At 46.4% G+C, this 13,314-nt stretch carries 12 protein-coding genes; 3 read left to right on the top strand and 9 right to left on the bottom strand.

Annotated elements, in window-relative coordinates; genetic code table 11:
* Window positions 1–52: 52 nt before the first annotated feature.
* The 7 genes from cyoE to NX845_RS00140 all read right to left on the bottom strand — a co-directional run bounded on the left by cyoE (window position 53) and on the right by NX845_RS00140 (window position 9,851).
* Window positions 53–925 carry a heme o synthase gene (cyoE, locus tag NX845_RS00170; protein ID WP_260256399.1) on the bottom strand — a complete coding sequence of 291 codons (873 nt, stop codon included), beginning with the start codon at window positions 923–925 and terminating at the stop codon, window positions 53–55.
* 8 nt (window positions 926–933) lie between these two features.
* A complete protein-coding gene (cyoD, locus tag NX845_RS00165) occupies window positions 934–1,245 on the bottom strand; it encodes a cytochrome o ubiquinol oxidase subunit IV (protein ID WP_004736302.1) in 312 nt (103 codons plus the stop codon).
* Window positions 1,245–1,862, bottom strand: a complete 618-nt coding sequence (gene cyoC, locus NX845_RS00160; protein WP_010439790.1) for a cytochrome o ubiquinol oxidase subunit III — start codon at window positions 1,860–1,862, stop codon at window positions 1,245–1,247. The genes cyoD and cyoC overlap by 1 nt, the downstream gene beginning before the upstream one ends.
* A complete protein-coding gene (gene cyoB / locus NX845_RS00155) occupies window positions 1,852–3,939 on the bottom strand; it encodes a cytochrome o ubiquinol oxidase subunit I (RefSeq protein ID WP_108112117.1) in 2,088 nt (695 codons plus the stop codon). Before cyoB ends, cyoC begins: the two co-directional genes overlap by 11 nt.
* 5 nt (window positions 3,940–3,944) lie before the next feature.
* Window positions 3,945–4,841, bottom strand: coding sequence for a ubiquinol oxidase subunit II (cyoA, locus tag NX845_RS00150; protein WP_260256398.1), 897 nt, complete (start codon window positions 4,839–4,841; stop codon window positions 3,945–3,947).
* 787 nt (window positions 4,842–5,628) lie between these two features.
* Entirely contained in the window at window positions 5,629–8,727 is a 3,099-nt protein-coding gene (locus tag NX845_RS00145; protein ID WP_260256396.1) for an efflux RND transporter permease subunit, read from the bottom strand.
* 8 nt (window positions 8,728–8,735) lie between these two features.
* Window positions 8,736–9,851 (bottom strand): efflux RND transporter periplasmic adaptor subunit, encoded by a 1,116-nt coding sequence (locus NX845_RS00140; protein ID WP_102491468.1) that lies wholly within the window; start codon window positions 9,849–9,851, stop codon window positions 8,736–8,738.
* 236 nt (window positions 9,852–10,087) lie between these two features.
* Here NX845_RS00140 and NX845_RS00135 point away from each other — a divergent pair, with 236 nt between their 5' ends.
* Window positions 10,088–10,702: a TetR/AcrR family transcriptional regulator gene (locus tag NX845_RS00135; protein ID WP_004736309.1), complete on the top strand. Its 615-nt coding sequence runs from the start codon at window positions 10,088–10,090 to the stop codon at window positions 10,700–10,702.
* Window positions 10,703–10,724: 22 nt separating this feature from the next.
* Here the strand turns inward: NX845_RS00135 and NX845_RS00130 are convergent, their stop codons facing one another.
* Window positions 10,725–11,636, bottom strand: coding sequence for a LysR family transcriptional regulator (locus NX845_RS00130; protein ID WP_260256393.1), 912 nt, complete (start codon window positions 11,634–11,636; stop codon window positions 10,725–10,727).
* A 156-nt stretch (window positions 11,637–11,792) separates the two neighbouring features.
* Here NX845_RS00130 and NX845_RS00125 point away from each other — a divergent pair, with 156 nt between their 5' ends.
* Together NX845_RS00125 and NX845_RS00120 are read left to right on the top strand one after the other, a co-directional pair.
* Window positions 11,793–12,098, top strand: a complete 306-nt coding sequence (locus NX845_RS00125; RefSeq protein WP_017089138.1) for a monooxygenase — start codon at window positions 11,793–11,795, stop codon at window positions 12,096–12,098.
* A 78-nt stretch (window positions 12,099–12,176) separates the two neighbouring features.
* A complete protein-coding gene (locus tag NX845_RS00120) occupies window positions 12,177–12,551 on the top strand; it encodes a hypothetical protein (RefSeq protein ID WP_102452907.1) in 375 nt (124 codons plus the stop codon).
* 125 nt (window positions 12,552–12,676) lie between these two features.
* On the opposite strand, the gene NX845_RS00115 is transcribed toward NX845_RS00120, so the two are convergent.
* On the bottom strand, window positions 12,677–13,207 hold the full coding sequence (locus tag NX845_RS00115; protein ID WP_102500381.1) for a lipocalin family protein: 531 nt from the start codon (window positions 13,205–13,207) through the stop codon (window positions 12,677–12,679).
* Window positions 13,208–13,314: the final 107 nt, after the last annotated feature.

Raw genomic sequence — 13,314 nt, 5'->3', positions numbered from 1 at the left:
GTCGTCAAACCCTCGGACTTCAGAACATTGAGGGTTCAACGACAAACTTAAATCAAAAAAGCGTAGGCAACGGAATCAACTCCAGTCCCAACACACCACTGATGCTCATCACCACCAGCAGGGACACCTTAAACACCGTCTTTGACCACTGGATGTAGTTGAGGCAATCAACCTTACGAAACGTCACTTTAGTCCACATACAACAGACTGCCGCCGACACCGCGAGGTATTCATAGCCCGCTTCTCCGAGTAGGAACAGCGCCAACGAGACTGCGCCAAACGCTACCACATACGCTTTCATGTGCTGATGCGCTTTGTCGACGCCCTCTTTCACCGGTAACACAGGAATGCCTGCATCTCGATAATCTTGAAGGCGGAACATCGCGATCGCGTACGAGTGTGGCATTTGCCATAAGCAGAACATCACAAACAACAATACCGCTTCAAGGCTGATGTAATTAGTCACCGCCAAGTAACCCACCAATGGCGGAACTGCGCCAGAGATACTGCCGACTAAAGTGCCGTAAACCGATGTACGCTTGTACCACATGGTGTAGAAAAAGACGTAAAACACATAGCCAAGCAACACCATGACCGCAGAGATCGGATTAGCGAACTGGAACAGAAGCGCTGTGCCTGCTAGCAGTAAAACCAAGGCATAGACGAACGCTACATCTGTATTGATGTTTCCTTGAACCAATTCTCGATTTTGTGTGCGCTTCATCTTTTGGTCGATGTCTCGATCAAAGATGTTGTTCACAACACAACCTGATGCAATCACAAGTCCCACACCCGCTAATGTTGTCAGTAACAACATCGCACTGGCTGGTTCTGTTTTTGCGGCGAGGAAGAACCCCGCCGCAACAGAAATCAGGTTGCCGAAAATGATGCCCGGTTTGGTGATAGACAGATATCTTTTCAGCATACCCTAGCCTACAACTTCATGTTGACGTTCATGTTGTAGATGATCCATACCGAGCCAGCGATAAGAATCAATACAACAATGGCGGTAAACATCAGTGACACCAAGTTCCAACGCCCATCGGAAGATTTCGCTTCCATATGTAGAAAGTACTTAAAGTGCACAAAGATTTGCACCAACGCGCAGCCGAACAAGATCACGTACGTTTCTGTGCTTGGTAACACATGCGCCCACACGATGTAGAACGGAATAATGGTGAGAATCAGTGACGCAATAAAGCCTTTCACATAATCCGTTGCACCACTGTCTAGATGCTGTTCCATTACATCACCCCCATTAAGTACACGATGGTAAATACACAAATCCAAACGATATCAAGGAAGTGCCAAAACAAGCTCAAGCACTGGAAGCGCATCGACATGTTGTCGTTCAAACCTTTGGTTGAAAGCTGGTGATAAGCCACCGCCATCCAAATCAGACCAAACGTTACGTGCAAACCGTGTGTGCCAACCAAGGTAAAGAACGCAGAAAGGAATGCACTTTCTTGAGGGCCATAACCTTCTGCAATCAAATGATGGAACTCATACACTTCCATACAGATAAAGGCTAAGCCCAATACGAAAGTCACTTTGATCCAGCGCTTCAGTCCAGTCACGTCTTTGCGCTTCATCGCAATCATGCCAAAACCGAATGTGATACTACTGAACAGCAGCATCATGGTTTCGACAAACACGAACGGCAGTTCAAAGATGTCTTTACCTGTCGGCCCTGCAATTGATCCACTCTCAAGCACGGCATAAGTCGCGAAAAGCGTGGCAAACAGGACACAGTCACTCATCAAGTAAACCCAGAAGCCAAACAACTTGTTGCCCGCAGCTTCGTGGTGATGATCATGCGAATGTGCAAGATCATAAGTGTGTGACGGAGTATTAGCTTGCATACGTCGTCTCCAAGTCATCTTTATTGTCGTTGTTATCACTATCAGCATCACCGTCAGCGCTGTTACCACGACCAGAGTTGTCGCCTTTCACTGACTGTTTCTTTGCTTCTTCAAGCTGCGCACGTCGAGCCGCTTCAATCGCTTTGATCTCTTCAACTTCCACGTAGTAGTCCACATCGTCGTTGTAGCTGTGTTGAATACACGTCACCACGATGCCCACTAAGCTTGCAGCCGCTAGCCACCAGATGTACCAGATCATTGCGAAGCCAAATGCCAACGCCCATGCAGACACATAAATGCCTGTCGGTGTGTTCTTCGGCATGTGAATACGTTCGTATTCTTCTTCCTGAGTTGGATCAAACTCGCCACTTTGCTTTTGATACCAGAACGAATCGATCTCATCGCCCTTAGGCAGTTTTGCAAAGTTATAGAACGGCGGTGGTGAAGACGTTGCCCATTCAAAGGTACGTCCGCCCCACGGGTCACCGGTTAGATCTCGGTTTTGGTCGCGGTCACGAACACTCACGTAAATCTGCACGAACTGACACACCACACCCATCGCAATCACGCCCGTACCTGCAGCCGCAACCGCCAGTAGTGGGAAGAACTCCGGGTTGATGTCTTGGCTCAAACGACGTGTCATGCCCATAAAGCCCAGAGCGTAAAGCGGCAAGAACGCCATCAAGAAACCGATGATCCAGCAGTAGAATGCGCGTTTTCCCCAAAGCTCGTTCAGAGTGAATCCGGTCGCTTTCGGGAACCAGTAACCAATTGCAGCAAAACAGCCGAAGACCACGCCACCGATGATTACGTTGTGGAAGTGAGCAATCAGGAATACCGAGTTATGCAGAATGAAATCCGCACCCGGAACCGCCATCAATACGCCCGTCATACCACCAACGGTGAAGGTGATTAGGAAACCGACCGTCCACATCATTGGTGTGGTAAAGCGGATACGACCTTTGTACATTGTGAATAGCCAGTTGAAGATCTTAACCCCGGTTGGGATAGAGATAATCATGGTCGCGATGCCGAAGAAGGCATTCACATTGGCGCCAGACCCCATGGTGAAGAAGTGATGCAGCCAAACCACAAACGCTAAAATAGTGATAGCCACCGTCGCCCATACCAGCGAGGTATAACCAAACAGTTTTTTACGAGAGAAGGTTGCAGTTACTTCAGAGAACACACCGAAGATAGGCAAAATTAGGATGTACACCTCAGGGTGTCCCCATGCCCAAATCAAGTTCACATACATCATCACGTTGCCACCAAGGTCATTGGTGAAGAAGTGCGTGCCGATGTATCTATCCAAAGTCAGTAACGCGATGGTGACCGTTAGGATTGGGAAAGAGATGATGATCAGGATGTTGGCACACAGAGATGCCCAAGTGAACACTGGCATCTTCATCATTGGCATAGATGGAGTACGCATGCGCAAAATAGTCGCGAAGAAGTTCACACCCGTTAACGTGGTACCCACACCGGATATTTGCAGTGCCCATATCCAATAATCGACCCCGACTCCCGGGCTCGCCTCAATGCCAGACAACGGCGGATACGCCAACCAACCCGTACGGCCAAACTCACCCAAGCCAAGCGACATGTTGGTTAGGATAATACCCACCACAAATAGCCAGAAGCTCAAGTTATTCAGATAAGGGAATGCAACATCACGAGCGCCAATTTGCAGCGGCACGATGATGTTCATCAAGCCGATAACCAGAGGCATCGCTACGAAGAAAATCATGATCACGCCGTGAGCCGTGAAGATTTGGTCGTAATGATGTGGCGGTAAATAGCCAGTCTCACCAGCTGCAGAAAGCAATTGCTGACTGCGCATCATCACCGCATCGGCGAAGCCACGAACTAACATCACCATCGCGACCGCAATGTACATGAAGCCTAGTTTTTTGTGGTCTACAGACGTAAACCATTCATTCCATAGGTATTGCCACTTACCGGCTTTTGTTACCGCATACACCACTAAACTACCCACTAAAGCGATCATGGTTAAGGTGATCAAAATAATGGGTTCGTGGTAGGGAATTGAGTCTAGAGTTAATCTTCCAAACATGACGATTATCCTTGGGTTTCCGGCAAACAGTTCATTGAACCAGGGTGCTGGGTCACGACATCAGTGAATAAAAATGGTGGGATACTAGAAAACAGAGTCACAGGTTCAGCCACACTTGGCGCGGCCAATGAACGGAACTGCTCCCAATCTTCAATACGATCAGGACTTGCTTTCACTTTCTCCACCCAGTTTAAAAACGCCACTTGATCAGGCATGGCTGATGCGGTGAATTTCATTTGAGAGAACCCTTTACCACTGTAGTTCGATGCAAAACCTTTGAAGTCACCTTCGTGGTTCGCGATCAAATTCAGCTTGGTCACCATTCCTGGCATCGCGTAGATCTGCGAACCAAGACGCGGGATAAAGAACGCGTTCATGATGTTGTCTGAAGTCAGCTTAAACGTCACCGGAACATCTTTCGGGAACGCAACATAGTTAACCGTCGCAATGTTTTGCTCCGGATAGATGAACAGCCATTTCCAGTCCAGAGAGACCACTTCGATCACCATAGGCTTAACGTCACTCACCAGAGGCTTTGATGGCTCTAATTCGTGTGTTGTTCGCCAAGTGATGGTGGCCAGAATCGCAATAATGATGATTGGAATCGTCCATACCACTATTTCAATCTTGGTTGAGTGTGCCCAGTCAGGTGCATACTCTTCCGTGGTATTGCTCTCGCGGTATCGGTAAGCAAAGTAGATGGTCATCAGAATCACTGGGATGACGACAATCAACATCAGCAACAGAGCCGTGATAATCAGCTCTTTTTCCTGAACGCCAACGCTACCTTTTGGGTCGAGCAATGCGGAGTTACATCCTTCGAGCATCAGAACGGTTCCCAGCAAACTAATCTTCGACAAATTTGTCCTCGATAAAATGCGTTTATATCTTGAAGCTTCCATTAACTTTCTCGATGGTTATCCAGCCTCAGAACGAACGTCTGAGTACTGGTTGTCATGATCATTAGAATATTTATGTGTTGAGCATGTGAAACGCCGCATCTCAAAAAGCAATGCAAGTAAGGTTCGTTACTGCTGAGTTAAAACCACACAGAAAACATGACTTAATTGTTACACTTTGAAATACATTGTTACATTTGGCGCATTATGAAGAGTTGAAATTGAAAGCTCACCAAACAAACTTGGAAACTAACCTTCCATTTATGAAGACGAAAACTAAGAAGCAGTAAGCGATTAAGACACACACCAATAGCGTGCTACACAGGTGGAGCCAGTACTGACAAGGGGTTTAGAAAAAGTAGATAAACACTCACTCACCACTAAAGCTCGGGGCAAGTTCAAGGTACATTAGAAAGAGCGAATAAATAGAAGTGTGACGCCCGTCAAAATTGTGAATTCACATACCATTTACAAGGTATTCACTGGTTAGATTATTCAAAACCCACACCCATTCACCAACAAGATAATCAAGCATTCATCGATGCACTAATGTGACGAATTGAAAGAATATAATGACTAACAGAAAGAATATTGTGGCTAACAGAAAGGATAATTTGACTAATTGAGGGCGTAATAACGGTGAAAAGCACAACAAAAAGGTAGGAATTGGGATGAATTTATCGAGAATAACAACACCATAATCGAGCCAGATACGGCTCGATTATGGGCAATTGAAGAGTAGCTAAATTGAAGAGCAGTTAAATTGAAGATGCGTTAAATTGAAAAACAGTTATGCCGCTTGAGTAGCGATGGTTTTTCGCTGATTTTTAGTCATTAAATGATAAACCACCGGCACAAAGTAAAACGAAATAAGCGTGGTTAACACGGTACCGCCCACAATAGCGACCGCAAAAGGAGGCCAGAAACCGCCACCAGCGATGATCAATGGCATAAAGCCCCCCACGGTTGTAATCGTGGTTGAACTGATATGTCGAGTACACGACATAACGGCATCAACGACTGCATCAACATTCCCAGAGGAAGCCTCCTTGTCTAGCTTTAATTCCGTCAGAATGACAATGGCCGCGTTGATCGCCAAACCTGCAATGCCGAGCATCGCGATGATCACCGTAAAACCAAATGGGTAACCGAAAATCCACACCGACAACAACCCTAACCCACCAGCCAATCCTGCTACCATGAAGATGATGCTACTCATTCGGAACGAGTTGAACGACATCACCACCACCAACACCATCAATACCACCACGACTGCGACATTCGAGATCAGGCTGTTGACTGAATTGTCTCGTTCAGCGGATTCACCACCAAAACCAATCGTATAACCCGATGGCATCTGATAACTTTCTAGGCGTTTTTGGAATTCATTGAGCACGGTTTGAGGCAAGACTCCCGCTTCAATGTAGCCCTCAATGGTATTCACACGTTGCCCATTTCTACGGGTAATCGCTCCACGACTTGTGGTCAGTTCAAGTTCGGCCAGTGTCGATACGTTAATACCTGTCGAATAAACATCAGAACTGATTGGCAAACGAATATTGCTTAAGTGCGCTAGATTTTCACGCGCATCATCCGCGACACGAACACGGATTGGTACCGACTCACTGCCTTCAATCACAGAACCACTTTCACGACCTGTCAACGTAGTTTGCAGCATACCTGCGAACTGGTTCAATGAAATACCATTCAGCTTTGCGGTGTCTTCATCGACCTTCAACCACACCTTCGGAGTACCTGGTTGCAGCGTTTCCCTTGTGTGCGTCACATGAGGAACACCCGCCAAAATCAATCGCACATCCTCACCAATCGCTTTCAACGTATCGAGGTTTTCACCATACACTCGCAGTTCAACGGGCGCGGTAAATGGAGGCCCTTGGTTAAGCTTACGTACCAAGATTTGTGCTTCCGGCACCTCTTCATCCAACACCTTTTGCAACTGTGGAATTAGCGCATTGGCTTGGTCAAAGTTCTCTGTTTTCACCATGGCTTGCGAGAAGTACGGCGCGTTATTTTGCCTTGCTTGCAGGTTGTAATAGAAGGATGGGAAGTTTGCGCCCACTAGCCAATCGATACGCTCTACTTCAGGGTAACGATGAATGATATCGTCAATTTTCTCAGAGGTGTTTTTAGTGGCGTAAATGCTCGCTTGCGGCGGCATGTAAACCTGAATCTCAAACATGTCTCGGTCTGATGGCGGGAAGAATTGCTCAGTCAGCTGAGACATACTCCAGTAACCGGTAAACGGAACCAACAACACCAAAGCAATCGTGATAATTGGATGCGTGACACCAAAGCGGACAGAAGACGAGAACCAGCGCGTCAAAGCCGGGATTCTTAAGCCGGTCATGTACCAATGGTGCTGTCCTTTCTTGTCGACATCACTGAGTTGCTTGGGCAGTAGCTTGGTCGCCAACCCTGCGATTAAGGTGTGCGAGATAATGTAAGAGCCGATCAATGAGAAAGAAACGGTAATCGCAATTCCCCCCACGAACTCACCTGATGCACCCGGCATCAAGATAATCGGGGCAAACGCCAACACGGTAGTTAAGGTTGAGCCTAATAACGGCACCCATAAATGCTTCAACGCATTCATGGTCGCTTCAGCTCGTTGTTGCCCTTTCAAACGATACGCTTGAATGGTATCAACCATCACCACCGCGTTATCAACCATGATCCCGAGCGCCACAATTAGGCCCGTCACCGACATTTGGTTAATCGGCACACCAGTCATTTTCATGATCGACAAGGTCAATAATGAGGTTAACGGCAGAGAAATGGCGACTAAGATCGCGGCACGCACGCCTAAAGTGACAAACAACACAATCAAAATCAGACCGAAACCGATCATCAAGCTTTTGCCTAAATCGTCTAAGCGAGTTTCGGTATAACCTTGCTGATTAAAGAGCACGGTCACCTTAACGTTACTTGGTAACTCTTGCTCAAATTTACCAATCAGAGCATTAGCTCGCGACGTCCAGTTATCGACTCGCAGATCAGGGTGCATTCTTGCCGCGACAATCACACCCGGTTCACCATCAATAATAGCAATCTGGTCTTGTGGGGTTTTCTCACCACGTTTCACCGAAGCAATGTCTTCCATACGGATGATGTGACCTTTGCTATCAGTGGCTATTGGCACTTGCTTAATGCGTTCAATAGAATCGAGTTCAGATTTAATTTCTAAGCCAAAGCGAGAATAAGCACTGACCAATTCACCGGCGGAGTTCTTGGCGTCGGCCCCTTCTAGCGACTCAGCAATATTAGCACTTGAGCGCCCCAACGCGGCTGCATCTGCGGTACGTAAACTGATTTGAATCTCTTCTTGTGGCATCCCGTATTCATCAACGAATTCAGTACCCGACAAGGTTCGTAACCGCTTGGCGAGCTCTTTAGCATAACGCCCTAGGGTTAATCGGTCAGGCTCGCCTGCACCAGACCAAGTTAGAGATGCGATGGTCGTGAAAGCATAGGTATGGTCGCTATCGAGATCGGGAGATTGAGCACCCGCAGGCAAAATGGATTCGATGTCAGATAACTTGTCGCGAGCTTGGGACCAGACGGGTTCTGGCTCGGTAATGGTGTCGTTAAGTTCTAGCGTAACAATTGATACGCTCGGCCTAGAGGTTGAGCTCACGAGTTTAACTTCACTCAGTTCACGGAGTTTATTCTCGATAACCTCAGTAACCAAGGTTTCAACACGCTCGGCACTGGCGCCGGGGAAACTGGTTGTGATATTCGCATAACGGTTGATGATTACTGGGTCTTCTGCACGTGGCAAGGTCATGAACGCCGAAATGCCGCTCACCATCAGCAGTGCTGTCATCAAGATAAGCAGTCGCGTGTTGGAAATAGTCTCTATGATTTTCATGCTATTTCCTATTCAGCAGTAACGCTTGCTGGCTTCACGGTTTGTCCGGGAACTAAACGATGTAAACCACTGGCAATCACTTGTTCACCGTCTTCAATCGCCCCACTCACGTACGCTTGTTGATTGTTGGCAAACAACACCTGAACACTTCGGCGCTCAACTTTGTTGTCTTCACCAATCACAAAGATGTTCCACACACCGCGCAATCCATCAATCAAACCCGTTAATGGCACCCAGTAGCCTTGGTCATCAATCTGCTCATCAAATTTCAGATAGGCAAGTTGCCCTTCTAACACCGACGATTGTTCTGGAAACAAGTAACGCAAACCGACACTACGAGACTGTGTGTCAACCATTGCGCCCGGATTCAACAGACTCACAGCAAATTCATCTCGCCCGACGCGAATACTTGGTGCGGAAAGTGAAGTAACCTTTTTCATTTGATGGGCAGGAATACCGATAAAGGCTTCTTTCCCTTCAGAGGCAAGCAGTGTAAGAGTTGGATTCCCTACATTCACCACATCTCCAAGCGAGACATAGCGGGTTGCGATGGTCCCTGAATATGGCGCACGAACTGTCGATTTCACCAACTTCAATTGATTGCCTTTTACCGAGGCATCAATACGCAGCAAGTTCGCCTGCAATACGCGTTGCTCACTGGTTAACGAATCAATCTCAGCTTCGGCACTGAAGCCTTTCGCTTTCAATGAACGTTGACGTTTAAGGTTCGCTGCCACCAAACTCAATTGAGCTTTGACTTCTTCAGCCTGCGCTTTCAGTTGGCTAGACTCGGTTTCCAAAAGTTGGGTATCCAGTCTGATCAACGGCTGACCCGTTGTGACTGTGTCACCGACATCCACCAGAATCTCGTTTATTTTGCCCGCCAGTTCGAAACCTAAATTAGCCTGTTGACCCGCCTTAACCACACCGACATATTCGCGTTGTACTGCATAAGAGGAAGACAGCGCCAAGGCCATCGTTTCCACCGTTAAAATGGTTTGGACGCTCGATGCCGTTTCAGCGGTTGAATCAACCGACTCTTGGGCTTGTTCCTTTTCGCCACATCCAACAAGAAAAGCCGACAACGCCACTGCCACTGCGCTTCCCTTCATCAATTTATACATACGTACTGTTCCTATGCGGTACTCAATTATGTTCTTTTTTTAGACTAACCAAATCAAACTAGACTGTCTAGTTTGATTATGTTAAAAATAAGTTTCATCGTTAATGATTGATAAAACCATCACAAAAAGCATAATGCTTAGCGTAAAACGAGACACATAGAACTGAGCACCAACAGGCACCAAGCAAAGAGACAAACTAGGTAACGAGACAACACTAAGTAACGAGAAGCAAGCACGTGACTAAAATCATCAAGAGTGAACAGAAGAGATCGCAGATCTTAACCGCAGCCAGCCAACTTTTCTCTGAACATGGCTTCAAGATCAATATGGATCAGATAGCCAAAGCAGCGAACGTTTCTAAGCAAACGGTCTACTCTCACTTTAAAAACAAAGACGAACTTTTCGAAACCTGCATGCAAACCAAGTGTGCGGAGCGAGAACTCAGTCCTGCAGCCTTTGATATGGATGCTGCGGTGGGTGATGAGTTGGTGAAGTTTGGTGTGAAGTTTCAGGATTTATTACTTGATGAACAATCTAGACAAACCTTTCAAAATGCCATTAGCCAAGCGAATACGCATCCAGAGATCGCCTCTATCTATTTAGAAACTGGCCCTCAGAAAACCACAAAATTACTCGCCGATTACCTGCAGTCAAAAATAGACTCTGGTGATCTCACATTGTCGACTTCAAGCTCGCCAGTCATTGCAGCCAGACAACTGCTGCTTATGTTCCATGGTAAGTCAGCGTATTGGGGATTCTTCGGACACGATAGCGGAGAATCTGAAGAAGAAAGACTTCACTACACTCGCGAATGTGTCGCGCTATTCTTAAACGGCAATCAGCCTCGTTAATCGTTCAAGGTTCATGTCGCCGTTAGCTCGCATTAGAAGCTGACTCAAGAAGTAACTCATAGAAACGTTTAGCAGCTGGGCCTGTCTTGGCTCCTTTTGGTAAAGTCAGGTGCAGCGGAACGTGATACCCACTGCCATTTTCGACATTCAACACCATTAGCTTGTCACTTCCTCGACTTTCCACAATGTGCTTTGGTAGTCGACAATACCCAACCCCCTGCTCTACCGCGCCAAACGCATGGTCGAAATTATCCACCGTAATACGCTGACTCGACTTCAACCAGCCCACATCCTGTTTGTTCCCTTGGCTTTTAGTGCCTTGATTAGATCGTGTACCTAAATCCCTCACCACAATTTGTGGCAAAGACGACAGTTGATTCAACGACACTGAAACGGCACTTGCTAACGGGTGTGAGCTAGCAACGACAGGCTCCATCATCGTAAAACCAAAGGCTTCGGCTGAGTAATTAGTAATAGGCAAGTTGATGATAGCCACATCAGCCAGTTCTTGAGTCACCATTTCCGTTGTTTTAGACAATGACGTTTCCATCACTTGAATCGATGTGGTGCTGTTCTCCGTCAAAAATGTAGCCATCGGTTGATAAAGGCGTTCAAGGCAGCACAAGTGATCAACCGCAACCACAATTTCAGACTCAACACCTTTCGCTAGCTGTTCACTGATCAACTCTAGCTCGCGAGCTTGTTCCAACATACTGCTCGCACGGCGCAACAGTGATTTCCCATCCTCCGACAATACCGCCCTGCGACCTTCAACCTGCACTAAAGTCACACCCAATTGATCCTCCAATTTTCTCAAAGCATAAATCAGCGTGGTATGGCTCTTATTCAATTGTAGTGCCGCAGCCTGAATGCTGCCTGCACGGTCAATTTCGTAAAGCGTTTGCCATTGGTCGAGGGTGGTTTTCAATCTCATCGGTCTAAAATCCTGACAGTTAATAACTATATTATGAACTTTTCTGTCTGTTTTTTACAGGTAATATCTATTTCAACAGGCAATCAAGCCTCCTATGTTTTGCGAAATGACCATGAGTCTCAGCGCAATACCAAGTAACTGTTTGGAGAAATAACCATGAAATTATTACAAGTCGATTTTGAATTTAGCGGCCCATTTGGTGAAGAAATGTCAAACGCACTCGTTGACCTAGCAAAGTCTATTAACAACGAACCGGGCATGATCTGGAAAATCTGGACAGAGAACGAAGCAGAAAAACTGGGCGGCGGCGTCTACTTATTTGAAGATCAGCTGAGTGCTGAAACCTATCTGGCGATGCACGCTGCTCGCTTAAAAGAGATGGGCGTAGCGGAAGTGCGTGGGGTGATTTTTGACGTCAATCAGCCATTAACTACCATTAATAAAGGCCCAATCAACGGTTAATCAAACTTGTTCATTCTCTGAATGACAACAAAGATACTGAATCGCTAAGTCGCTAAGTAATAAGTAGAGAGATACGTAATGAACAACAAAACTTTTCTTAGCCTACACGGCATTATTTACGCAGGGTTTGCCATCGCACTGTTTTTTATGCCAACGGTAATGTGGCCCATGTATGGCGTGGAAATTAATGACAAGTACGCTTACTTTCTCTCTCAACACACCAGTATCTTTTTGGGTGGTATCGCAGCGATAAGCTGGTTGCTTAGAGACATTGAACCTGGCGTCTCAGCTAAAAAGCTCATCCAAGGTTTGGTGGTTACGAATATGCTTGGCGCGATCATCACACTGTATGCAGCGTTTACAGGAATCTTTGTTGGCTTTGGCTGGAGCGACCCAGCATTCTTCATTTCACTATCGGTACTCAGTGTTTTGCAGGTTCGTCGACAACGTTAGTTACTTAACGAGCTAGCAAACACAAAGAACAAAGCCAAACCAAAAAAGGCACCGTTGAATTGCTCATCGGTGCCTTTCTTCAATCAAATGTAGCTGTTCTCAAGAGCTAAGCATTAGAACTGTTATCAAGAACTAGGCTTATTGTCATGCTCCACAAAAATCAACTCGTCAGTATTGAAACCGCGCTCTTTTGACATCGCTTTGAATTTCTCCATGACCTCTGGTGCAACCTCAGGTGTTCTTGAAAGCAGCCATAAGTAATCGGTGTCTGGGCCAGAAACAAACGCATATTGGTATCCCTCTTTGTCCAATTCAAACACCACATAAGCGCCGTAGAAAGGGCCAAAGAAAGACACTTTCAAATAGCCTTGTTCAGAACCTTCAACAAAATACGCTTTGCCTTCCGCTTCGTTCCATTCACCTTCTTCCGCCGAATAACCTCGGTTTATTACCTTCACGCCGCCATCATCACGAAGGCTGTACTCAGCACTGATGTTATCTAAGCCACGCTCAAACGAGTGATCCAAACGAGCCACTTCGTACCATTTCCCTAAGTATCTATCCAACTCGAACTGTTGAACGGGCTTTACTGCTTCAGGCATGCCGACACACCCACCCAATAAGATCACGCTAAGCAGCAATAATATTTTTTTCATCCTAACCTCGACTTGTTTTTATTAGTAATGCGAGTAAGTCTCTTGAAAACATAAACTTACATCCTTGGTAATACGTTAAATCCATTTTTATAGTTCACTTAACTGTA

The organism is Vibrio sp. NC2 (assembly GCF_025195005.1).
GTDB classification, from domain to species: Bacteria; Pseudomonadota; Gammaproteobacteria; order Enterobacterales; family Vibrionaceae; genus Vibrio; species Vibrio splendidus.
This window is presented reverse-complemented; position numbering and strand designations above follow the sequence as displayed.